17 protein-coding genes are annotated in these 23,836 nt (G+C 67.0%); 4 read left to right on the top strand and 13 right to left on the bottom strand.

The genetic code is table 11. The annotated features are described in order from the left end of the window. Positions 1-13: 13 nt before the first annotated feature. The 4 genes from KBW98_RS06770 to KBW98_RS06755 form a co-directional block, all read right to left on the bottom strand. A complete protein-coding gene (locus KBW98_RS06770) occupies positions 14-2,101 on the bottom strand; it encodes a peptidase domain-containing ABC transporter (RefSeq protein WP_229429028.1) in 2,088 nt (695 codons plus the stop codon). A gap of 136 nt (positions 2,102-2,237) precedes the next feature. Then, on the bottom strand, positions 2,238-3,596 hold the full coding sequence (locus KBW98_RS06765) for an HlyD family efflux transporter periplasmic adaptor subunit (RefSeq protein ID WP_211519364.1): 1,359 nt from the start codon (positions 3,594-3,596) through the stop codon (positions 2,238-2,240). A 264-nt stretch (positions 3,597-3,860) separates the two neighbouring features. Next, entirely contained in the window at positions 3,861-4,670 is an 810-nt protein-coding gene (lgt, locus tag KBW98_RS06760; protein WP_211519363.1) for a prolipoprotein diacylglyceryl transferase, read from the bottom strand. A gap of 15 nt (positions 4,671-4,685) precedes the next feature. Then, positions 4,686-5,573, bottom strand: a complete 888-nt coding sequence (locus KBW98_RS06755; RefSeq protein WP_211519362.1) for a LysR family transcriptional regulator — start codon at positions 5,571-5,573, stop codon at positions 4,686-4,688. Between the two features lie 123 nt (positions 5,574-5,696). On the opposite strand from KBW98_RS06755, the gene ilvD reads away from it, so the two are divergent. Then, a complete protein-coding gene (gene ilvD, locus KBW98_RS06750) occupies positions 5,697-7,382 on the top strand; it encodes a dihydroxy-acid dehydratase (RefSeq protein WP_211519361.1) in 1,686 nt (561 codons plus the stop codon). Positions 7,383-7,562: 180 nt separating this feature from the next. Here ilvD and KBW98_RS06745 read toward each other — a convergent pair whose 3' ends face one another. Continuing rightward, positions 7,563-7,787 carry a TIGR04438 family Trp-rich protein gene (locus tag KBW98_RS06745; protein ID WP_211519360.1) on the bottom strand — a complete coding sequence of 75 codons (225 nt, stop codon included), beginning with the start codon at positions 7,785-7,787 and terminating at the stop codon, positions 7,563-7,565. A 177-nt stretch (positions 7,788-7,964) separates the two neighbouring features. On the opposite strand from KBW98_RS06745, the gene KBW98_RS06740 reads away from it, so the two are divergent. Further along, complete coding sequence (locus tag KBW98_RS06740; RefSeq protein ID WP_211519359.1) at positions 7,965-8,273, top strand: c-type cytochrome; 309 nt, start codon at positions 7,965-7,967, stop codon at positions 8,271-8,273. 65 nt (positions 8,274-8,338) lie between these two features. Here the strand turns inward: KBW98_RS06740 and KBW98_RS06735 are convergent, their stop codons facing one another. The 8 genes from KBW98_RS06735 to folD all read right to left on the bottom strand — a co-directional run bounded on the left by KBW98_RS06735 (position 8,339) and on the right by folD (position 18,942). Then, positions 8,339-9,472, bottom strand: a complete 1,134-nt coding sequence (locus KBW98_RS06735; RefSeq protein ID WP_211519358.1) for a branched-chain amino acid ABC transporter substrate-binding protein — start codon at positions 9,470-9,472, stop codon at positions 8,339-8,341. A gap of 95 nt (positions 9,473-9,567) precedes the next feature. Beyond that, positions 9,568-11,076 carry a CHAD domain-containing protein gene (locus KBW98_RS06730; RefSeq protein WP_211519357.1) on the bottom strand — a complete coding sequence of 503 codons (1,509 nt, stop codon included), beginning with the start codon at positions 11,074-11,076 and terminating at the stop codon, positions 9,568-9,570. 72 nt (positions 11,077-11,148) lie between these two features. Then, positions 11,149-12,687 carry an FAD-dependent monooxygenase gene (locus KBW98_RS06725; RefSeq protein ID WP_211519356.1) on the bottom strand — a complete coding sequence of 513 codons (1,539 nt, stop codon included), beginning with the start codon at positions 12,685-12,687 and terminating at the stop codon, positions 11,149-11,151. A 70-nt stretch (positions 12,688-12,757) separates the two neighbouring features. Continuing rightward, positions 12,758-14,896, bottom strand: coding sequence for an NHL repeat-containing protein (locus tag KBW98_RS06720; RefSeq protein ID WP_211519355.1), 2,139 nt, complete (start codon positions 14,894-14,896; stop codon positions 12,758-12,760). A gap of 198 nt (positions 14,897-15,094) precedes the next feature. Continuing rightward, complete coding sequence (locus KBW98_RS06715) at positions 15,095-15,469, bottom strand: hypothetical protein (RefSeq protein WP_211519354.1); 375 nt, start codon at positions 15,467-15,469, stop codon at positions 15,095-15,097. Continuing rightward, positions 15,466-15,891, bottom strand: coding sequence for a DNA polymerase III subunit chi (locus KBW98_RS06710; protein WP_211519353.1), 426 nt, complete (start codon positions 15,889-15,891; stop codon positions 15,466-15,468). The genes KBW98_RS06715 and KBW98_RS06710 overlap by 4 nt, the downstream gene beginning before the upstream one ends. Before the next feature lie 44 nt (positions 15,892-15,935). After that, the gene (locus KBW98_RS06705) at positions 15,936-18,017 is read right to left on the bottom strand and encodes a M3 family metallopeptidase (protein WP_211519352.1); all 2,082 of its coding nucleotides are present in this window, start codon (positions 18,015-18,017) and stop codon (positions 15,936-15,938) included. Positions 18,018-18,036: 19 nt separating this feature from the next. Beyond that, positions 18,037-18,942: a bifunctional methylenetetrahydrofolate dehydrogenase/methenyltetrahydrofolate cyclohydrolase FolD gene (gene folD, locus KBW98_RS06700; protein ID WP_211519351.1), complete on the bottom strand. Its 906-nt coding sequence runs from the start codon at positions 18,940-18,942 to the stop codon at positions 18,037-18,039. 464 nt (positions 18,943-19,406) lie between these two features. Between folD and aceE the strand changes: the two genes are divergently transcribed. After that, positions 19,407-22,103 (top strand): pyruvate dehydrogenase (acetyl-transferring), homodimeric type, encoded by a 2,697-nt coding sequence (aceE, locus tag KBW98_RS06695; RefSeq protein WP_211519350.1) that lies wholly within the window; start codon positions 19,407-19,409, stop codon positions 22,101-22,103. Positions 22,104-22,181: 78 nt separating this feature from the next. Then, positions 22,182-23,831 carry a dihydrolipoyllysine-residue acetyltransferase gene (gene aceF / locus KBW98_RS06690; RefSeq protein ID WP_211519349.1) on the top strand — a complete coding sequence of 550 codons (1,650 nt, stop codon included), beginning with the start codon at positions 22,182-22,184 and terminating at the stop codon, positions 23,829-23,831. Positions 23,832-23,836: the final 5 nt, after the last annotated feature.

Below are 23,836 nucleotides of genomic sequence, written 5' to 3'. Positions count from 1 at the left end.
CAGGCCGGTGTCCTCAGGCGGCCTGCCTGTTCTCCGGCTTCTGGGGCACCACATCCTGGGCCACCTGCCCGTTGTGCAGCACGATCACGCGCTCCGCCATCTGGATCGTTTCCGGACGGTGCGCGACGATGATCCGGGTCAGCGGAATCCGCTGGATCGCCTGGTTGACGGCCTGTTCGTTCCACACGTCCAGGTGGCTGGTCGCTTCGTCCAGCACCAGGATCTTCGGATTCTTGTACAGCGAGCGCGCCAGCAGGATGCGCTGCTTCTGGCCGCCCGACAGGCCGGTGCCGATGTCGCCCACCAGGGTATTGAAGGCCATCGGCATGGCGGCGATCTCGGGGCCGATGGCGGCCAGCTCGGCGCACTTGTAGACGCGCTGCATGTCGATCATCGGGTCGAAGAAGGCGATGTTGTCGGCGATCGATCCGGCAAACAGGGAATCGTCCTGCATCACGGTGCCCAGCATCTCGCGGTAGTTCGCCATGCCGAGCGAGCCGAGGGGCACGTCGCCGATGCGGATTTCGCCGCTCGTCGGCGTGAGCAGGCCGAGCAGCAGTTTCATCAGGGTGGTCTTGCCGCAGCCCGAGGGGCCGGTGATCGCCACGCATTGCCCGGCCGGGATGCTGAGGTTGAGTTCACGGATGACTTCCGGTTCGCTGTCGGAATAGCGGAAGCTGAGGTTTTTGATCTCGATCGACGGCAGGATGTGGCTCGCGTCCATCTCGGCCGCGCCGTCGTCGCGTTCCGCTTCGGTCAGCACGATGTCGGCCAGGCGTTCGCCGTGCAGGCGGATCATGCGCAGTTCGAACAGCTTGTCGATCAGGCTGGCCATGCGCTGGCTGAACTGGTCCTTGTAGCTGATGAAGGCGAACAGCATGCCGACCGAGAATTCGTTGTTCAGCACGGCCAGGGCCGCGATCCAGATCACGATCACGCGCTCGCCGCTGAACAGCAGGGTGTTGGCGGTCTGGTAGGACACCGACAGCTTGGCGATGCGCAACTGGGCATTGAATTCGTCGGTCAGCGAATTCATCCAGCCCGAACGGCGCTCGTCGCTGCGTCCGAACAGGCGGATGCTTTGCATGCCGCGCACGGTTTCCATGAAATGGCTCTGCTGTTTTGCGGCGTGGATGATCTGCTCGGAATTCGCATCGCGCAGGGGGCGGAAGATCGCCCAGCGCAGCAGCGCGTAGAGCAGCACGGCGATGCAGGCCACGCCTGCCAGCGTGGGGCTGTACAACAGCATCATGACCAGTGTGCCCAGCACCAGCACGCCGTCGATGACGCCTTCGACGAACTGGGTGGTGAGGCTGGTCTGCATGCGCTGGATCGAACCGAAGCGCGACACGATGTCGCCGGTGTGGCGCTTCTCGAAATAGGGCAGCGGCAGCTTCAGCAGGTGCGAGAAGGCATTGCCCAGCCATTGCAGATTCAGGCTGGTGGCCAGCACGGTGGTGATCCAGGAGCGCACGGCGCCGATCGCGGTCTGGAGCAGGACCAGCAGCAGGAAGCCGCAGCCCAGCACCGTGATCAGGTCGCGGTCCGCGGCCAGCAGCGCTTCGTCCACCAGCCACTGCATGTAGAAGGGCGCGACCAGGGCGCATACCTGCAGGGCCAGGCCCAGCGCGAGCAGCTGGAACAGGCCGCGGCGCAGGCCGACCACGCGCCCCATCAACGAGAACAGCGAGAACTGCTGGCGTTCTTCCCTGGCCTCGAACTGGGCGGTCGGCGTCAGCTCGAGGGCGATGCCGGTAAAGTGCTTGGCGAATTCCTCCATCGCCATGCGCCGTTCGCCGACCGCCGGATCGTGGATCACGACATGGCTGGACGACACCGACTTGAGCACCACGAAGTGGTTCAGGTCCCAGTGCAGGATGCAGGGCAGCTTCAGTTCGGGCAGGTGCGGCAGGTCCAGCTTGAGCGGGCGGGTCTGCAGCGACAGGCCGCCCGCCATGGCCATCAGGCCCTTCAGGTTCACGCCCTTCATCGACACCGAGAAGCGGCGGCGCATGCTCGGGATGTCGATCTGGTGCCCCCAGTAGCTGGCGACCATGGCCATGCAGGCGAGGCCGCATTCGGCGCCTTCGGTCTGCAGCATGACGGGCAGCCGGCGGCTGTTCCAGAAGGCTAACTGGGAGAGGAGAGGAAATTGCATAACTCAGTTGCGATCACGGGGTGGGCTGGCCGCGCACGGGGGCTGCGGCCGGCAGGATGGGAAGAAATGCGCGCCTGGCTTACAGGCGGCCCGAGATGCTGAAGATCGGCTCCAGCACCCATTCGTAAAGCTTGCGGCGCTCGAGCAGGACGCTGGCGTCGACCAGCATGCCGGAGCGCAGCGGCATCGGCGCGCCATAGGCCTGCACGGACTGGCGGTCGAGCTCGAGGCGGATGCGGTACACCGGCTCGGACTGGGCCACGCCCGGCATCGCCGCGGCCGAGAAGGGCAGCTCCTCGGGGCGCACCGAGGTGGTCGCCACCTCGCGCACGCGGGCCGGATGCTGGCCGAATTTCTGGTACGGGAAGGCCTGGTAGCGCAGCAGGGCCGTCATGCCGGGCTTGATGAAGCCGACCGCACGCGAAGGCACGTACATTTCGGCTTCCAGCTTGCTGCCCTCCGGCAGGATCGATGCCAGCGAGGTCGAGCCGCCCACGGTCTGGCCGAGGCTCGCCGTGATCGCCGTGACCGTGCCGCTGAGGCGTGCGCGCACCGGGATCTCGCGCCGCGCCTCGTTCTCGGTCAGATCCTGTTCGAGCGTCGAGGCGCTGCGGCGCAAGGCGTTTTCGTCGCGCAGGGCCTGCACCGCGATATCCTGTTCCTCGGCCTGGGTGCTCACGAGGTCGCGCTGGGTGGCGGAGCGGATGCGGTCGATCTCGAGCAGGCGCTGGCGCTGGTCGAGCAGTTCGCCTTCGCGCTCCTGCAGCTGGGCGGCCGAGATGTAGTTGGTCGCCTTCAGCTGGGCGAAGCGGGCCACCGTCTGCTCGGACAGGGCGATGCGCTGCTTCTGCATCAGGGCCTGGTTTTCCAGCCGCTTGATCTCGCCCTCCAGGTCGCGCGCACGCTGCTGCAGCGCGGCGCGGCGATGGCCGGCCTGCACCTTGGCCTGCTGCAGTTCGGTGTGGAAGCTGTCGCGGCGCTTGACGAGCAGATCGGAAATCAGGGCCTCGGTGGATTGCGGGTCGGACGAGCTGCGTTCGCTCGAGACGACGAACAGGACCTCGCCTTCGCGCACGAACTGGCCTTCCTTGATGTGGATTTCCTTGATCACGCCGGCCTGGCTCGGGAGGACACGGGTGACGCCCGCGCTCGGCGCCAGCATGCCCTGGACCTGCGCCTTGCGGGTGGTCTCGAAGAAGGCGAAGAAGGCGATCAAGAGCAGCGCCAGGCCGACGAACACGCCGGTCAGGATGGCATGGCTGAAGGGACGGGTCAGGATGACGGTGCCGTACTGGCGCACCGTCACGTGCTCGATGGCTTGCTGGCGAAACAGGGTGCGGGGCGCGGCTTCGGGAGGCTGGCTTGCAGGCTGATTTTCCGGTTGCTTCCGGGGCGGGTTCTCCGCCTCGTCCTGCGGGTTACTTACGGTGTCGCGCACAGCAATGTCTTTCAAAACCAGGCCTCAGGACGGCGCCGCCACATGACCCGGCGCATGCATGAGACGCGAGGGACATCGCAAGGGCCGCTGATGCGTATTAGCGATATGTGTTTTTAGTATTGCATCGCCTATTAAAGATTTGCAAGACAGAACAATCCAATACAACGGTTTCGCCGTAAGGTTATGCGGACCGGATTGCGCGGGGAATGCCGCGCGCATATATACGCGGATTCCCACCGGTTTTTACGCGGGACGGGTGCGTGTTCAGGCGTGCACCGCGCGGTTCCCGGGCTGCTTGTAGGCCCATGCCAGCATGGCCAGCGCCGCGACGATCATCGGCAGCGACAGCATCTGGCCCGAGGTGATGGGGATGCCGGCCACGCTGACTTCCCAGTCCGGCACCCGGAAGTATTCGGTGAAGAAGCGCGCGCACCCATACAGCAAGGTGAACAGCGCACCCACCGCCAGGCGCGGGCGCGCCTTGCGCGCGAACGGCCACAGGATCAGGAATACCAGCACGCCGTCGACCAGGCACTGGTAGAGCGGCGACGGATGGCGCGGGCCTTCCACGCCCGGCCACAGCATGGCCCAGGGCAGCGAAGGATCGGCCAGGCGGCCCGGCAGCTCGGCGTTGATGAAGTTGCCGATGCGGCCGGCGGCGTACCCGAGCGGCACCATTGGCGCGATGAAGTCGTACACGTCGAGCAGGTTGCGCTTGCGGCGGCGCGCCCACAGCGCCATCGCGACCAGCACGCCCAGGAAGCCGCCGTGGAAGGACATGCCGCCTTTCCAGACCATGAAGATCTCGAGCGGGTGTTCGAGGAAGTAGAGCGGCTGGTAGAACAGCACCTCGCCCAGGCGTCCGCCCAGGATCACGCCCAGCATCCCGTAGAACAGCATGTCGTCGAGATCGTCCCTGGTCCAGCCCTGGGCCGCGATGTGCGGCTGGCGGATGCGCACGCGCCCCAGCATCAGGAACTGGGCGAAGGCCACCACGTACATCAGGCCATACCAGTGGATGTCGACCGGGCCGATGGAAAACGCGATCGGGTTCGGCTGCGGATGAATCAGCATAGTCAGTCTTTCGATTCAGTCTTCAAACAAGAGGTTGAGGAAGCCCTTGAGCACAGGCGACGCATTGTCGCGGCGCCAGGCCAGGCCGGTCTCGGCCAGCGGGGCCGGATCCAGCAAAGGCCGGTATTCTACGCCCGGGCGCATCAGGTTCGATACCGATTGTGGCACAAGTGCCATGCCCATGCCGCCGGAGACCAGGCTGACGATGGTCTGCATCTGGATCGCTTCCTGCCCGATCACGGGCGTGACGCCGGCCGTGCGCAGGCAGGCCAGGATGGCGTCGTGCAGGCCTGGCGCGACCGCGCGCGGGAAGATCACCAGCGGCAGCGGCGGCAGGTCGCGCAGGCGTACCGGGCCCTCTTTACCCAAGGCCTCCAGGCCGCTGGGCGCGCACAGGATCAGCGGCTCCTCGACGATGCGGCGGTAGGCGAGCAGCTCCTGGGCCGGCAGCGGCGGGATCACGAAGCCGGCGTCGATGCGGCCGTGCAGCAGCTCCTCGAACTGCACATCGGAGGTGGCCTCCTGCAGCACCATGCGCACCGCCGGATAGGCGGCGCTGTAGCGGCGCAGGGTGGCCGGCAGCACCGACAGGCCGGCGGTGGTGACGAAGGACAGGGCCAGGCGCCCCGCCTCGCCCGAGGCCACGCGCCGCACCAGCTCGGGCAGGGCGCCCGCTTCCTCCAGGATGCGGCGCGCTTCCGGCAGCAGGGCGCTTCCGGCCGGCGTCAGGGTCACCTGGCGCCGGTTGCGCAGGAACAGGGGCGCGCCCAGCAATTCCTCCAGGCCGGCAATGCTCTGCGACAGCGGCGGCTGGGTCATGTGCAGGCGCGCGGCGGCGCGGCCGAAGTGCAGCTCTTCGGCGACGGTGACGAAATGGCGCAGCTGGCGCAGTTCGGGAGTCATCGATACGTGCGGTATATGGATTGGAACGGGTGATACAGCCTGCATATTACACGCACGCCGTCCCGTTTGACCTCGGAAGCAGGGCGAGGCATGCTGGCAGGCCTGACCCCGAAGGAGCTTCTCATGGCCGACCCAGCGCGCTACAACCGCCGTTCCCGCCACGTCACCGAAGGCGTCGCCCGCAGCCCGAACCGCTCGATGTACTACGCGATGGGCTACCGCGAGGAGGACTTCGACAAGCCGATGATCGGCGTCGCCAACGGCCACTCGACCATCACGCCCTGCAATTCCGGCCTGCAGAAGCTGGCTGACGTCGCCATCGCCACCGTCCGGGAGGCCGGCGCCAACCCGCAGGTGTTCGGCACCCCGACCATCTCGGACGGCATGTCGATGGGCACCGAGGGCATGAAGTTCTCGCTGATCTCGCGCGAGGTGATCGCCGACTGCATCGAGACCTGCGTCAACGGCCAGTGGATGGACGGCGTGGTCGTGATCGGCGGCTGCGACAAGAACATGCCGGGCGGGATGATCGCCCTGGCGCGCCTGAACGTGCCCGGCATCTACGTGTATGGCGGCACCATCAAGCCCGGCCACTGGAAGGGCAAGGACTTGACCATCGTCTCGGCCTTCGAGGCGGTGGGCGAGTTCACGGCCGGGCGCATGAGCCGCGAGGACTTCGAGGGCATCGAACGCAACGCCTGTCCCTCGTCCGGTTCCTGCGGCGGCATGTACACGGCCAACACCATGTCGTCCTCCTTCGAGGCGCTCGGCATGTCGCTGCTGTACTCCTCGACCATGGCCAACCCGGACGACGAGAAGGTCGGCTCGGCCGCGCAGTCCGCGCGCGTCTTGGTCGAGGCGGTCAAGCGCGACCTCAAGCCGCGCGACATCATCACGCGCGAGTCGATCGAGAACGCGGTGGCCCTGATCATGGCCACGGGCGGCTCCACCAACGCGGTGCTGCACTACCTGGCCATCGCCCACGCGGCCAACGTGGAATGGTCGCTCGACGATTTCGAGCGCGTGCGGCGCAAGGTCCCGGTGATTTGCAACCTCAAGCCATCGGGACAGTACGTGGCGACCGACCTGCACCAGGCCGGCGGCATTCCGCAGGTGATGAAGCTGCTGCTCGACGCCGGCCTGCTGCACGGCGGCTGCCTGACCATCACCGGGCGCACCCTGGCCGAGGAACTGGCCGATGTGCCTTCCGCGCCGCCGGCGGGGCAGGACGTGATCCGTCCGCTGGACCGGGCGCTGTACGACGAGGGCCACCTGGCCATCCTGAAGGGCAACCTGGCTCCGGACGGCGCGGTGGCCAAGATCACGGGCCTCAAGAACCCCGCCATCACGGGGCCGGCGCGGGTGTTCGACGACGAGCAGTCGGCCATGGACGTCATCCTCGCGAACGGCATCCGGCCGGGCGACGTGCTGGTGCTGCGCTACCTGGGCCCCAAGGGCGGGCCGGGCATGCCGGAGATGCTGGCGCCGACGTCGGCGCTGATCGGCAAGGGCTTGGGCGAATCGGTGGGCCTGATCACGGACGGGCGCTTCTCCGGCGGGACCTGGGGCATGGTGGTCGGGCACGTGTCGCCCGAGGCCTACGAGGGCGGGACGATCGCGCTGGTGCGCGAAGGCGATTCGGTGACGATCGACGCGCACCAGTTGTTGATCCAGCTGAACGTGCCGGAGGACGAGCTGGCGCGGAGGCGGGCGGCGTGGGTGCAGCCGGCGCCGAGGTACACGCGCGGGGTGCTGGCGAAATTTGCGAAGCTGACCTCGAGCGCCAGTAAAGGGGCGGTGACGGATTGAGGTGGTGTGCTGCGAACTTGGATCCCGGCCTTCGCCGGGATGGCGTGCTAAAGCAAACACAGCGTACTACGTTGCCACTAGCCTCAAAACCGTCGTTCCGGCGAAGGCCGGAACCCAAGTTCGTCGCGTCACCCAGCAGCGTGCATTCACCAAATAAAACGGCGGTAACCCCGCCGTTTCTCATTTGCGCTTCAAGAACGCCTGCTTCACCCTAGCCCGCCGATGCTGGTCCTGCACATCATGCGCCTTCTTCTTGTCCAGCCCCAGCATCTTCTCGATGAACTCGAACCAGATAAAAGCGAACACCATCAGCCCGACGATATACCACCAGGACAGCTCGGCAAAGCGCCACACTTCAAGCCCGCGCAGGGTCACGAGGGCGGCAATCAGGATGATCAAGGGCATGATGAAACTCCTTCTATCCCACATCTTACCGAAAAAAAGTTCCACACGGCAACCATTTGTAATTTGTTGTTGCCATATCGACCATCCCCGTTGCTTCATCGTTACAGAGTGTATCGGTTGATGAAGCCCGGACGGAAACCCTGTACTATCACTCCCGTGTTAAACCTGGAGAAACAAATGAAACGCTCCCTGATGTTGTGTGTTGTGTTGTCGGCCCTCGCGTCCACCAGCGCGTTCGCACAAGCCGACCTGGCGAAAGCCAAGAACTGCATGGCCTGCCATGCGGTGGCGAACAAGCTGGTCGGTCCATCCTACAAGGACGTTGCAGCCAAGTACGCCGGCCAGAAAGCCGCGGAAGACAAGCTGGTGCAAAAGGTCATGAAGGGCGGCGCAGGTGTCTGGGGTCCGGTGCCGATGCCGGCGAACCCGCAGGTGAGCGAAGCGGAAGCGCGCAGCCTGGTCAAGTGGGTCCTGGCGACCAAGTAAGCCGGCCCCGCAATAAGAAAGGCGCGCCTGCGTGAGCAGAGCGCGCTTTTTTGTTGGCCAAACGTTCAGCGGATCACGTCGATGCGGGTCCGCTTGCCGCCCTTGTAGGTGAACAGGGTCAGGGCGCCGTTCTGGATGTCGCCGAACCCGTCGAACTGGATGGTGCCGGTCACGCCCTCGTACTTGATCTTCTTCAGTTCCGGCAGGTACTTGGCCGGCTCAGCGGACTTCGCGTTCTGCATCGCGGCCGCCATCACCATCACCGAGTCGTACACATAGGGTGCGTACAGCTGCACGTCCAGGCCGGTCTTCTGCTTGAAGCGGGCGCGGAAGTCGGTCATCACCTGCTCCTGCGCCCCTTTCACGCCGCCCGCCTCGGCGCAGATCACCTTGCCGTCGGCCAGGGCGTTGCCCGCCAGCCGCCCCAGCGCCTCGGTACACATGCCGTCGCCGCCCATGAAGATAGCGTTGATGCCGAGCGACTTCATCTGCTTGAGCATGGGGCCGGCCACCGAATCCATGCCGCCGAAGAACACCAGGTCGGGCTTCTTGGCGCGGATCGAGGTCAGGATGGCGGCGTAGTCGGTGGCGGTGGCGCTGGTGAATTCCTTGCCCACGATGCGCACGCCCGGTCCCTTGGCGCCCTTGACGAACTCGGTCGCCACGCCCTGGCCGTAGGTGGTGCGGTCGTCGATGACGGCGATGTTCTTGGCCTTCAGGGTCTCGACCGCGTACTTGCCCAGGGCGCCGCCCAGCTTGGAATCGTTGGCCACCACGCGGAAGGCGCCCGGGAAGCCCTGCCTGGTGTACTGCGGCGCGGTGGTGGCGGGAGAAATCTGCACCAGCCCGGCGTCGTGGTAGATCCTGGAGGCCGGCACCGTGGTGCCCGAGTTCAGGTGGCCGACGATGCCGTTGACCCTGGCGTCGACCAGCTTCTGGGCCACGGCCGTGCCCTGTTTCGGGTCGCTGCCGTCGTCCTCGGCCAGCAGCTGGAACCTGATCTTCTGGCCGTTGATCGTGACGCCCTTGGCGTTGAGCTCGTCGATCGCCATGCGGGCGGCGTTCTCGTTGTCCTTGCCGAGGTGGGCGTTGGGGCCGGAAACCGGGCCCACGTGGCCGATCTTGACGACCTGCTGGGCCAGGGCGCTGGCGGCAGTCATGGCAAACGCGAGCGGAATGAGCTTGAGGCGGGCATGCATGGGTGTCTCCTTCAGGAACGACGGAATGCATGGAGATCAAATTACAGCAATTCCCGGGCCTGGAAAAGGAGAAAGCGCATGCACGGCCAAGGCTGCTAGCGCGTGATGGATCGTTTCGCAACACGCCGCAGCGGCTTGCCCAGCTCGCGGCTGCCGGCCTCGCCGATCGCGTCGAGATAGCCGCGCACCCACGCGGCTTGGCGCGGCACCTGGCCGTGACCGCTTGCGAGCTCGTCGAGCAGGCGGTCGGCCACGGCGAAGTCGTTCAGCAGGCCGAGTCGGTCCTGCAGCGCTGACAGGCAGGCGGTGTAGCGCTTGGCGCGCTTGCCGGGCAGCAGGTCGCGGAAGAATTCGGATGCATAACGCGCCTTCTTGGCGGCGATGCGCACCCTGTGGCGCGCCGGGCCATTCTGCGGATCGAGCGCCTTGATGCGCCGCGCCAGCCGCTTCTCGGCCTTGCGCAGCAAGGGCCGCATGCCGCGCTTGGCGCGCTCGGCCAAGGGCGAGCCGTCGGGCAGGGCGCCATCGGCGCGCCACTGGCGGCCGCGCAGCCAGCCATTGATCTGGAGCATCAGCACCGTATAGCGCGGCGCATGCAGCGTGTGCAGCAACTGCTTGTGCAAGGCGTTCGCCCTGTCCTGGACCGCCGTGCGCAAGGCGGCCGGATCGATGCCGCCGACGTGGTCGAGCGTGCTTCCGGCGAGCACGTCCCAGTCGCGCGCCGCGCCCAGTTCGCCGGACAGCCAGTCCAGGCCCTCGCGGATTTCACCAGGCGGCGCGGCGAGCTTCCCGAACATGTCGAGCAGCGCGCGCAGGCGGCGCAGGCCGACCCGCATCTGGTGCAGGCTCTCGGCGTCCTTGCGCAGCACGCCGGGCAGGTTGGCCTCGACCTGGCGCAGGCAGCTCAGGCCGATGCACTGGAAGACGTCTTCCAGCGTCATGTGCGCTCCCAGCCGGATGCGCTCCGCCTTGACGGCCGGCGCCGGCGCCTCCAGCAGCATGGCGTAGCCGCGCGCGGCCAGGCTGGCTCCGGCCAGTTCGAGCGGAATGTCCTGGTGCAAGGCCAGGGCCAGCGCGAACAGCTCGGCCGGATCGCCGCGCTCGAGCTCGAGTTCCAGCTCCGAGAGCTGCGCATGGCGGTCGCCGCAGGCAAGGTCGCCGGCGTCGAGGGCGCACGCAAGCCGGCGGCCATCGGGCAGGGCGATGTCCCAGGTCGTGCGGCGAATACTGCTTAGGAAGACCGGCTGCAGCCTGGCGGCGATGTCCTCGTCCGCGAGCAGGCGGGCCAATGCGGCGGGCTTGACCTGGCGCGCCAGCAGTGCTGGCTGGGGCTGGCCGCTGGGCAGGGCCGATTCCCAGGCGCCGCGCCGGTGCGGGCTCGACGGGGTACGCGCGATCTGGATCCAGCTGTCCTGCTTGTCCTTGCTGCTGCGCACGCACAAGCTGAGGCCATGCTTCCAGAGCGCGCGCTCCGGCGTGTCGTACCACGTGTCGGTCAGGTGATCCTCGCGCGGCGCGCCCCGGGCGCGCTCGGCCAGCACGGGGTGGCTGCGGATGCGCTCCAGGGCCGCCGGCGGAACCTTGAGTGTCAGCTCGGTTTCCATGGACGGTCCTTTCCCGCCTAGTGGAGCATAAGCGGGGGAGGCGTGGCGCATGGATGGGCTCCCGGCGCCCGGCTAGGCAAAACGCCGGTACCCGCGGTCCGCGAAATAGCCCGCGATCGCGTCGCAGGAGGCGGTCGGATCGCTCAGCGCCACATAGTAGTCGGGCCGCACCAGGTAGACGGCGTTGCGCTCGAAGCCGGCCTGCTCGTGCACGGCGCCCCAGGGGAAGACGTGGACCGGCAAGCCGTGGCGCAGGCACCAGTCGCGCAGCGCGGAGCGCGCCTCGCCGTAGACGTGCACCTGCCAGCCGATGCGCGCGGGCTGGGCGTAGTTGTCCCGGCCTTCGAGCATGGCCCAGGGCAGGCGGTCGCCGCCCTTGACCTTGCCGGCCGTGCCGTCGGACAGCGGGCTGTCGTGGTACTGGACGGTGGTCTGCGAGATCGTCCGGAACACGAATTCGCGCGCCGCATCGAAGCTGTAGGCGGCGTTGGCGACCGTGGGGGCGATGTGCATGCGTACGAAGTCGGCGAAGCCGCCCTCGGCCGTGATGAAGGTGAAGGCGCGGTCGGTGGTGTCGACCAGCCGGCGCGCGAAGGCCAGCCTTTCGGTCTTGTAGCTGTCGAGCAATGCGTCGCTGGCGTCGCCGCGCAGCACGTCGGCCAGCTTCCAGGCCAGGTTGATGGCGTCGCCGATGCCGGTGTTCATGCCCTGGCCGCCCGCCGGGCTGTGCACGTGGGCGGCGTCGCCGAGCAGGAAGACCTGGCCGTGCCGGTACTGGTCGGTCACGCGGTGGTGCGTGCGGTAGGTGGAGAACCAGTGGACCTGCTCGACCTTCACGCCCAGGCTTTCCATGGCCTTGTGGCTCACGTCCTCGAAGCTCAGGTCATCGGGTTGCTTGCCGGCGCCGGCGCCGGTGCGCTCATCGCGGATGGTGCCGATCAGGCGGGCGCGGCCGTCGCGGGTGTAGGGGAAGAGCAGCAGGAAGTCCGAGGTGTCGAGGGAGGCATGCACCTCGCTGCCGGTTTCCATGCCTTGGATCTGCACGTCGGCCACATAGAACAGGTGGGCGTAGGTGCCGCCGGGAAAACCAGCGCCCAGCTTGTGCCGTACGAAGGAACGGGCGCCGTCGCAGCCGGCCAGGAAGCGGGCCGTGCACTCGCGCTCGCCTTGCGGCGTGTGCAGGTGCGCCACCACTTGGCCACCGCGGTCGTCGAAATCGATCAGTTCGGTGTGGCGCTGGACATCGACCCCGGCCAGCCGCAGGCGCCGCTCGAGCAGCCGCTCATGCTTGTCTTGCGGATAGATCAGCACGAAGGGATAAGGGGTGACGTCGCCGCCGGCCGCGAGGAAGGACAGGTGCGCCTTGCGCCTGCCCCGGACCCACAGGTTGATCGCTTCGGCGGGGGCGCCCTCGGCGGCCACCTCGTCGGCGATGCCGGTCTGGCGGTAGAGTTCCAGGGTGCGCGCCTGGACCGCCATGGCGCGCGAGGTGGTGCCGGATTCGGCCGCCTTGTCCACGATGCCCACCCGGACGCCCTGGTGGGCGAGCCACAATCCAAGGGCCATCCCGGTCGGACCCGCGCCTGCGATGAGTACGTCGTAGTCTTCCATGATTTTCTCCCGGCAGCTCTCGAGTAAGAGACGCGCCGCGCGGGAGAATGTTCCGCGCCGGGCGCGGCGCCTACTCGACGACCAAGGCGAGATCGCGTCCCTGCAGGGCCACCTGGCCGGCATAGTCGGCCGCATGGATGCGCAAGGTGTAATTTCCTGGAGTCAGCGCGCCCACCTTCCAGCTCCCCGCCTCGACTTCGCCATCTTGCAGGCGGTTGTTTACAGCATAGTCGAACTGCGTGGATTTGCTGCCGTAGACCGTGATGCCGCTGGTCGGCGCATAGACGAGCTTGACCGCGTCCGGATTGCGCGGCAGGCGATCGTAGACCTGGGTGATGAGGGGCCGTTCGAAGCCCGCCACCGGCGTGCCGTCCGGCTGCAGGAGCTGGTAGCCCAGCTTGTACAGGCCGAGCTTGCGGCGCGCCAGGTTGCCGTCGACCTGGTCGTAGGCGTTGACCACGATGTGCACCTCGCCCAGGCTGCGGAGCACCCGCAGCGGCTGGCCTTTCTTGGCCGTGATGCGCTGGTTGGCGCTGTCGTAGAGGGCGATGCGCTGGATGGTCGGCGCCACGCCGTCCGAGAAGCCGACGAAGGGCAGGGTGAGCGGATTGACCACCATGCCGCCCTGGTAGTAGTCGAGGTGGACGTGGGACATGGCGTTGATGGTGCCGAGCGGGTCGCCCACCTGGAAGCGGGTGCCGCGCGGCACCCGCACGCGCTCGGCCTTGCCCTTGGCGTCCAGCAGGATCTGGAAGCGCGGGTCGAGCGGCTTGCCGCGCGTGTCGCGCCCGACCCGCATGTGGATATAGGACAGCGGACCCACGCTCAAGCCTTCGCCGAGCGCACCGAAGGCCCAGTTGGCGTAGGGATCGGTGACCTTGCCGGGCAGGACGGCCAGCACCTTCGCGCCGACGTCGGCGCGCACGTCGAGGCCGGCGTGGAAGTGGTCGCGGCTGTCGCCGTTGTAGCTGCCACGCACCTCGCCCATCACGCCCACGACTTCGTGGACCATGTCTTGCGGGCCGACCGGCCAGGGCATGGGTTCGGTACGGCGGATCAAAGGTGGGCGCGTGCGCGCCGAGATTGCCTCGCCTTGACGCGGCTGGGCCAGCCGGTGCACGCGCGGCGCGGCGGCGTCGCTGACGACCAGGCTGCCGTCGCGGTCGACCGCGATGGCGCGCGGGCCGAACAGCTGGACCGTGCCGTCGCTGCCGAAGCCGTCCGGGTCCGGCGCCAGGTCGGCGTCCTGCAGGGGGCGCAGTTCGCCGTCCGGCTTGCGCTGCAGGATGCGCCCGCCCGAGCCGGAGGCGATGTAGAGGTAGCCGTCGCGGGTCACGGCCACGCCCACGGGACGGCGCAGCACCGGGCGGCGCTCGGCTTCGAGAGGCGCGGCCACGGTGGAGACCTGGCCGTCGCGGCCGATCATGCGCACCGCGTGGTTGCCGGTGTCGGCCACGTAGAGCGTGCCGTCGAGGGCGGCGGCGATCGCGCTCGGGGTGTCGAAGCCGGCCTCCAGCGCCGGGCCGTCCAGCTTGCCGGGCTTGCCGTTGCCGGCAATGGTCGTCACGCTGCCGTCTAGCGCGATGCGGCGGATGCGGTCGTTGTAGGTGTCGGCGACGTAGACGACGCCGGCAGCGTCCACGGCGACGCCGACCGGACCGTTGAATTGGGCCGCGCGGCCGACGCCGTCGAGATAGCCGGGCGCGCCGCCGCCGGCCAGGGTGGTGACGGTGCCGTCGGGTGCGATCTTGCGGATCGCATGGTTGCCGGTGTCGGCGACAAGCAGGTTGCCCTGGTGGTCGAGGACGAGGGCGGAGGGCGTGTCGAAGGCCGCGGCGGTTCCCTTGCCGTCGGCGAAGCCTTCGCTGCCGCCGGCCAGGGTGCTGACCGTGCCGTCGGGGGCGATGACGCGGATGCGGTTGCTGTCGCCGCCATCGGCGACGTAGATGCGGCCCTGCGGGTCGATGGCAACGCCGTAGGGGTCGCTGAAGCGGCTGCTCGCGGCGGGGCCGTCGGCGATACCGGGCAGGCCGTTGCCGGCCAGGGTGCCGACGCGCGCGGGCCAGAAGGGCGTGGTCGCCGTGACGGCTGGCGTGAGCACGGCCACGCCGCCGGGGCCGCGCCCGATGAAGTCGGTGTAGTACAGGGCCGTGCCGACGGCCAGGATGGCGGCGCCTGCAAGCGCCGCGATGAGGGTGGTTCGTTTCACTGGTGCGGCCGGGTGGATTGCTCAGGCCGCAATCTTAGCCGAAGGGTGGGGAATGCGGCGTCCGGACGGGGCGGAAGGGCTGAACCGTGGGACGGCGGGGCGGCGGGTCTTCCGCCGACGCGTTCAAACTTGGCGAGATCAGCCTGCTCGCCTGCTCAAGCTTCGACTATCACCGCGTCGGCGGCAAAGCCGCCAACCCTACCTGCCCAGCGTCTGAAGATGCGAGATTTCCTGCGCCACCGCCTGGGTCACCACCTCGCCGATGGTCTGCTCCAGGTTCGCCCGGATCTGCCCGGTGAAGCCGTCGAGCGCGCCGGCGACCGCCGCGGCGATCCCATCGCGCAGGCGCTGCTCGATCACGAAATCGATCCGCCCCTGCAGCTGGGCCAGGATGCGTTCCGTCACGCGCCGCTCCAGCACGCTCCATTCCTCGCCGGTCCAGCGCTCGACGGCGCGCCGTTCGAGCTGTTCGGCGCTGTCCTCTTGCACGGGGGGAGGGGCGGGTGCAGCGGGTTCGGCGACGACTTCGGTCAGGACCGGGATGCTCGCATCGAAAGGAGAAGGCTGGTTCATGACTGTCCTGCGACGAAGTGGGTCAGGGGATAGGACTGCTTCTTGTAGGCGACGTAGCGCTTGCGGCCCTCGGCGGCGTCCAGCTCGTCCGTCGAGATGATCTCGAACACGCGCGCGAACTGATCGACCGTGCTCGGCGTGCGCTGCGTCAGGTTGACCAGCATCTCGTGGTGCGGCAGCGGCGCCGCCTCGTCGGCGGTGATGATCACCGGGGTCTGCGGCGCCAGCGGGTCGCCGGCCGGGACGTGCGGGATGAAATCGGTGTCGCCGACCATCCACAGCGCCTCGTTCAGCGCCTGCGCCTGTTCCTCGCTGTCGGCCAGCACCACGACCTTGGCGCGCGCGGCATAGGCCTTGCGCGCCAGGCGGCAGGCGTAGGCCAGCTTGTCGGGAATGTTGGTATGGAAGTCGATCCGGGTCATGTGTGTCGAAATAAAAACGGGGAGGACCAGCCTCCCCGGGTGCGTCAGGCGTTCATGCCGCTGTGGCGCAGCAGGGCGTCGATCTGCGGTTCGCGGCCGCGGAAGGCCTTGAAGGATTCCAGCGCCGGGCGTGAGCCGCCCACCGCCAGGATCTCGCGCTGGAAGCGGCGGCCGGTCTCGGCCAGGTGGTCGGCGCCGTGCTCCAGGGCTTCCTCGAAGGCCGCATAGGCGTCGGCGGACAGCACCTCGGCCCACTTGTAGCTGTAGTAGCCGGCCGCGTAGCCGCCCGCGAAGATGTGGCTGAACGAGTGCTGGAAGCGGTTGAAGGCGGGCGGGGTGATCACCGCGAACTGCTTGCGGATGCCGTCGATCAGCTCCTGCACGGTGCGCTCGCTGTTCGGGTCGAAGTCGTAGTGCAGGTGCATGTCGATCAGCGAGAACTCGACCTGGCGCAGGGTCTGCAGGCCGGCCTGGAAGTTCTTGGCCGCCATCATCTTGTCGTACAGCGCGCGCGGCAGCGGCTCGCCGGTCTTCACGTGCGCGGTCATCTGCTGCAGCTTGTCCCACTCCCAGCAGAAGTTCTCCATGAACTGCGAAGGCAGTTCCACCGCATCCCACTCCACGCCCGAGATGCCGGACACCGAAAGCTCCTCGACTTCGGTCAGCATGTGGTGCAGGCCATGGCCGAATTCATGGAACAGGGTGATGACTTCGTCGTGGGTGAACAGCGAAGGCTGGAGCTTGCCGTCGATCGTGGCGGGCGGCGTGAAGTTGCAGGTCAGGTAGGCGATCGGGGTCTGGACGATGCCGCCGGTCGCCAGGCGGCGGCCGCGCGCGTCATCCATCCAGGCGCCCGGGGCCTTGCCGGGACGGGCGTACAGGTCGAGGTAGAACTGGCCGATCAGCTGGCCGTCGCGCTCGATGCGGAAGAAGCGCACGTCCGGGTGCCATACCGGCGCCTGGTCCGGCAGGATGCGCACCGAGAACAGGTCCTGGATGACCGTGAACAGGCCTTCGACCACCTTGGGCTCGGGGAAGTATTCCTTCACTTCCTGGGCCGAGAAGGCATAGCGCTGCTCGCGCAGCTTTTCCGAGGCGAAGGTCACGTCCCAGGACTGCAGCTGGTCGATCGCCAGCTCGTCGCGGGCAAAGGCGCGCAGTTCCTCCAGGTCCTTCTCGGCGAAGGGGCGGGCGCGGCGCGCCAGGTCTTCGAGGAACTCGACCACGTGGAGCGGGCTCTCGGCCATCTTCGGCACCAGCGAGACTTCGGCGAAGTTCGCGTACTCCAGCAGCTGGGCTTCCTCGTGGCGCAGCTTGAGCAGCTGGACGATGACACCCGAGTTGTCCCACTTCTCGCGCTGGCTGAATACCACGCCTTCTTCCGACGCCTTGGTGGCGCTGGCGCGGTAGATCTTCTCGCGCAGCGCGCGGTGGTGGGCCTGCTGCAGCACCGGGAAGTAGGACGGGAAGTGCAGGGTGAACTGCCAGCCGGCCTTGCCGTCCTGCTCGGCGGAAGCGCGGGCGGCCTGCTTGACGTCCTCGGGCAGGCCGGACAGCTCGGCTTCGTGCTCGACCAGCAGCTTGAAGTCGTTGGTGGCGTCCAGCACGTTTTCCGAGAAGCGGGTCGAGAGGGCGGCCTGCTGTTCCTGGATCTCGGCGAAGCGCTGCTTCTTATCGGCCGGCAGTTCGGCGCCGCCCAGGCGGAAGTCGCGCAGGGCGTTCTCGATGATGCGCTTGCGCGCGGCGCTCAGGCCGGCGTAGTCCGGGCCGTTGCGCAGCGCCTTGTACTTGGCGAACAGCGCCTCGTTCTGGCCCAGCGCGGTCCAGAACTCGGTGACCTTGGGCTGGTTCTCGTTGTAGGCGGCGCGCAGCTCGGGCGTGTCGGCCACGTGGTTCAGGTGGTTGACCACGCCCCAGGCGCGGCCCAGGCGTTCGGTGGCTTCCTCGAGCGGGACCACGAACCCGTCCCAGGTCACCGTGTCGGTGGGGGCTTCCAGCCGCGCCACGACCGCGGCGGCTTCCTTGATCAGCTGTTCGATGGCCGGCGTGACGTGCTCCGGGCGGAACTGGTCAAAGCGCGGCAGGCCCGAAAAGTCGAGGAGGGGATTGCTGGTCTCAAGGCTCATGGTCTTCCTTCCTGAAAGTTTATGCGATGCCGGGCTTGGGCTCCATCCCTTTGGCCTGGCCAGGCGCCTGGCTGGCGGAGTGCACGCGCTCGGCGGATTCGACGGTGTTCATCAACAGCATGGTAATCGTCATCGGGCCGACGCCGCCCGGCACCGGGGTAATGTGCGCGGCCACTTCGCTGACGCCGGCGAAATCCACGTCGCCGCACAGCTTGCCGGCGTCGTCGCGGTTCATGCCGACGTCGATCACGATCGCGCCCGGCTTGACCATGTCGGCGGTCAGGGTGTTGCGGCGGCCGACGGCGGCCACGATCACGTCGGCCTGGCGGGTGTGGTAGCCCAGGTCCGGCGTGGCGCTATGGCAGATGGTGACGGTGGCGTTGGCTTGCAAGAGCAGCAAGGCCATCGGCTTGCCGACCGTGTTGCTGCGGCCGATCACGACCGCATGCTTGCCGCGCAGGTCGATGCCGGTGGTCTCGATCAGCTTCATGCAGCCGTAGGGGGTGCAGGGGCGGAAGCCCGGCAGGTTGGCGACCAGTTCGCCGGCCGACAGCACCGAGTAGCCGTCCACGTCCTTGCTGGTGGCGATGGCTTCGATGACCTTGCTCGGGTCGATGTGCCTGGGCAGGGGCATCTGCACCAGGATGCCGTGGATCGCCGGGTCGGCGTTCAGGGCCGCGATGCGCGCGAGCAGGGCTGCCTCGGTGAGGTCGGCGTCGTACTTTTCCAGCACCGAGTGGAAGCCCACGTCGCCGCAGGCCTTGACCTTGTTGCGCACGTAGACGTGGCTGGCCGGGTCTTCGCCGACCAGGATCACGGCCAGGCCGGGCTGCTTGCCGGCGGCGGTGAGCTTGGCGGCGCGTTCCTTGATATCGGCGCGCAGTTGTTGGGAAAGGAGGACTCCGTCGATCAGTTGGGCAGGCATGGGTAGGCTCGGGACTGGGCAAAAATGAAATTATAAGGCCCCCGCCCGTATCGCGCGCCGCGAGGGGGCAAGCGTTGTCATATTCATCGTTATAGCTTGCATACCAACACCGTCATCCCGGCGAAGGCCGGGATCCAAGTTACTAGCGTCTACGCAACCTGACTTGGGCTCCGGCCTTCGCCGGAGCGACGGTAGGCATATGCCAAAGGTAAGAGGACGGATAGCAGGATCTGCCAACGCACTTCGTTATACGATCGACAAGTCGGCCTTCCCTGCACGGGCGACCGAAAAATGTGCGGTCGCAGCATTCAATATCACATTATGAAACGACATATCGCAATTTGAAAAAGAAAAATACCACTGGTAGAATCCAAGGGTTTATTAATCGATATTTGAAATTTCACCACTTCGCCGCCAGCCTACATTAGGGAACGGGTGGGGCGCATACTCAAGGAGACGCATTAATGTCAGCTCAACTCGACCAGTTGACGGCACAAGCTGCCAACGACCCGGATACCCTCGAGACCCAGGAATGGCTCGACGCCCTGGAAGCGGTGATCGAACATGAAGGTACCGAACGCGCCCACTACCTGATGGAGCGCATGGTCGACCTGGCGCGCCGCCGCGGCGCCCACATCCCGTTCTCGAGCAACACCGCCTATGTGAACACGATCCCGGCGCACCTGAACCAGAACTGCCCGGGCAACCTCGAGTACGAAGAGCGCCTGCGCTCCTGGATGCGCTGGAACGCGATGGCGATGGTGGTCAAGGCCAACCGCGCCGACGGCGACCTGGGCGGCCACATCTCGTCCTTCGCCTCGCTGGCCAACATGCTGGGCATCGGCTTCAACCACTTCTGGCACGCCCCGACCGAAGAGCACGGCGGCGACCTGCTCTACATCCAGGGCCACAGCTCGCCCGGCATCTACGCGCGCGCCTACCTCGAAGGCCGCATCACCGAAGAGCAGATGCTGAACTTCCGCCGCGAAGTCGACGGCAAGGGCCTGTCGTCCTACCCGCACCCGAAACTGATGCCGGACTTCTGGCAGTTCCCGACCGTGTCGATGGGCCTGGGCCCGCTGATGGCGATCTACCAGGCGCGCTTCCTGAAGTACCTGCACGCGCGCGGCATCGCCAACACCGAAGCCCGCAAGGTCTGGGTCTTCTGCGGCGACGGCGAGATGGACGAGCCGGAATCGATGGGCGCGATCGGCATGGCCGCGCGCGAGCGCCTCGACAACCTGGTCATGGTCGTCAACTGCAACCTGCAGCGCCTGGACGGCCCGGTGCGCGGCAACGGCAAGATCATCCAGGAACTCGAAGCGGACTTCCGCGGCGCCGGCTGGAACGTGGTCAAGGTCATCTGGGGCTCGCAGTGGGACGCCCTGCTGTCGAAGGACAAGGACGGCATCCTGCAGCGCGTGATGATGGAAACCGTCGACGGCGAATACCAGAACTACAAGGCCAAGGACGGCGCCTATGTGCGCAAGCACTTCTTCGGCAAGCACCCGAAGCTGCTCGAGATGGTCGCCAACATGAGCGACGACGACATCTGGCGCCTGACCCGCGGCGGCCACGACCCGCACAAGATCTATGCCGCGTTCAAGAACGCGCAGGAGAACAAGGGTTCGCCGACCGTGCTGCTGGTGAAGACCGTCAAGGGCTTCGGCATGGGCAAGTCGGGCGAGGCGCGCAACACCGCGCACCAGACCAAGAAGCTGGACGACGAGGCGATCCGCGAGATGCGCGACCGCTTCAACATTCCCATCCCGGACGACAAGCTGGCCGAGATCCCGTTCTTCAAGCCGTCCGACGACGCGCCTGAAATGAAATACCTGCACGAGCGCCGCAAGGCCCTCGGCGGCTACCTGCCGCAGCGCCGCTCCAAGGCCGACGAAGCCCTGGTGGTGCCGAAGCTGGAAACCTTCAAGTCCGTGCTCGAGCCGACCGCGGAAGGCCGCGAGATCTCGACCACCCAATCCTATGTGCGCGTGATCACCAGCCTGCTGAAGGACCCGAGCATCGGCCAGCGCATCGTGCCGATCCTGGTCGACGAATCGCGTACCTTCGGCATGGAAGGCCTGTTCCGCCAGATCGGCATCTTCAACCAGCAGGGCCAGCTCTACGAGCCGGTCGACCGCGACCAGGTGATGTACTACCGCGAAGACAAGGCCGGCCAGATCCTGCAGGAGGGTATCAACGAAGCGGGCGGCATGAGCTCGTGGATCGCCGCGGCGACCTCGTACTCGTCGAACAACCGTACGATGATCCCGTTCTACACCTTCTACTCGATGTTCGGCATGCAGCGCGTCGGCGACCTGGTGTGGCTGGCGGGCGACATCCGCGCACGCGGCTTCCTGATGGGCGGCACCGCCGGCCGCACCACCTTGAACGGCGAAGGCCTGCAGCACGAGGACGGCCACAGCCACATCATCGCCGCGACCGTGCCGAACTGCCTGCCCTACGACCCGACCTTCGGGCACGAGGTGGCGGTGATCATCCAGGACGGCCTGCGCCGCATGGTGGAAGAACAGGAAGACGTGTTCTACTACATCACCATCATGAACGAGAACTACCAGCATCCGGGCCTGAAAGCCGGCCAGGAAGAGGGCATCCTGAAGGGCATGTACCTGCTCCAGGAAGGCGAGAAAGAGGCGCAGAACCGCGTGCAGCTGATCGGCTGCGGCACCATCCTGCGCGAGTCTATCTTTGCTAGCGAGCTGCTGAAGAACGACTGGGGCGTGGCCGCCGACGTCTGGTCGGCCCCGTCGCTGACCCTGCTGGCCCGCGACGGCCAGGACGCCGAGCGCTGGAACATGGTGAACCCGGATGCGGAGCAGCGCGTGCCTTACGTCACCTCGCTGATGCAGAACACCACTGGCCCGATCGTCGCGACCACCGACTACATGCGCCTGTTCGCCGAGCAGATCCGCGCCTTCATGCCGAAGGACCGCACCTACAAGGTGCTGGGCACCGACGGCTTCGGCCGCTCGGACTCGCGCGTCAAGCTGCGCGAGTTCTTCGAGGTGAACCGCTACTACATCACCGTGGCTTCGCTGCGCGCGCTGGCCGACGAAGGCAAGATCGAGCGCTCGGTCGTGGCCCAGGCGATCGCCAAGTACGGCATCGATCCGAACAAGCCGAATCCTGTGACCCAGTAAATGCTCACGGCCCGTCGTCCCGGCCTTCGCCGGGATGACGGGTTGAAGCTAACTCGAAAAATAATTGGAGCTAACACTATGAGCATTGTGGAAGTCAAAGTCCCCGACATCGGCGACTTCAAGGAAGTCGAAGTGATCGAGCTGATGGTCAAGCCGGGCGACACCATTAAGGTCGACCAGTCGCTGGTCACCGTCGAATCGGACAAGGCCAGCATGGAGATCCCGTCCAGCCATGCGGGCGTCGTGAAGGAAATCAAAGTGAAGGTCGGCGACAAGGTCGCCGAAGGCTCGCTCGTGCTGCTGCTCGAGGAGTCCGCCGGCGCCGCTGCGCCCGCACCTGCCGCCGCGGCTCCGGCTCCGGCAGCCGCACCTGCGCCGGCCGCCCAAGCTGCGCCCGCCGCCGCGCCAGCCGCATCGGGCGGCATCGTCGAAGTCAAGGTCCCGGACATCGGCGACTTCAAGGAAGTCGAAGTCATCGAGCTGATGGTCAAGCCGGGCGACACCGTCAAGGTCGACCAGTCCCTGATCACCGTCGAATCGGACAAGGCCAGCATGGAGATCCCGTCGAGCCATGCCGGCGTGGTCAAGGAAATCAAGGTCAAGGTCGGCGACAAGGTGGCCGAAGGTTCGCTCGTGCTGATGCTCGAAGCCAGCGGCGGCGCACCTGCCGCGGCAGCTCCGGCCGCAGCGCCCGCACCGGCAGCCGCTCCGGCTCCGGCTGCAGCCTCACCGGCCCCTGCCGCAGCGCCCGCGCCGGCCGCAGCGCAGGCCGTGGCACCTTCGCAAGGCGTCTCCGGCTCGAAAGCCCACGCCTCGCCGTCGATCCGCAAGTTCGCCCGCGAACTGGGCGTGGACCTGGCGCGCGTGCCGGGCACCGGTCCGAAGGGCCGCATCACCCAGCAGGACGTGCAGAACTTCGTCAAGGGCGTGATGGCCGCCGGCCCGACCGCAGCGGCCCCGGCCAAGACCGGTGGCGGCGGAGGCATGGACGTGCTGCCATGGCCGTCGCTGGACTTCTCGAAGTTCGGCCCGACCGAAACCGTGGCCCTGCCGCGCATCAAGAAGATCTCGGGTCCGAACCTGCACCGCAACTGGGTCATGATCCCGCACGTGACCCACTTCGAAGATGCCGACGTGACCGACCTGGAACAGTTCCGCGTCGATTCCAACGCCGCGCTGGCCAAGCAGAAGTCCACCGTCAAGCTGACCATGCTGGCCTTCGTCATCAAGGCGTCGGTCGCCGCACTCAAGAAGTTCCCGCAATTTAATTCGTCGCTGTCGGAAGACGGCGCCAGCCTGATCGTCAAGCAGTACTACAACATCGGCTTCGCGGCCGACACCCCGAACGGCCTGGTGGTCCCGGTCGTGAAGGATGCCGACAAGAAGACCATCTCGCAGATCGCCGTCGAGATGGGCGAGCTGTCCGCGCAGGCGCGCGACGGCAAGCTCAGCCCCGCCGCGATGCAGGGCGCGACCTTCACCATCTCGTCGCTGGGCGGTATCGGCGGCACCGCGTTCACCCCGATCATCAACGCGCCGGAAGTGGCCATCCTGGGCCTGTCCAAGTCGGCGATGAAGCCGGTGTGGGACGGCTCGAGCTTCCAGCCGCGCCTGATGCTGCCGCTGTCGCTGTCCTACGACCACCGCGTGATCGACGGCGCCGGCGCCGCACGCTTTGCCGCGTACCTGGCCGAGGTGCTGGCCGACCTGCGCAAGACCCTTCTGTGATTGGA

Source organism: Massilia sp. ST3 (assembly GCF_018119405.1).
Classification (GTDB): Bacteria; Pseudomonadota; Gammaproteobacteria; order Burkholderiales; family Burkholderiaceae_D; genus Telluria.
The sequence above is the reverse complement of the archived record's forward strand: the minus strand, read 5'-3'. Positions and strand labels throughout refer to the sequence as shown.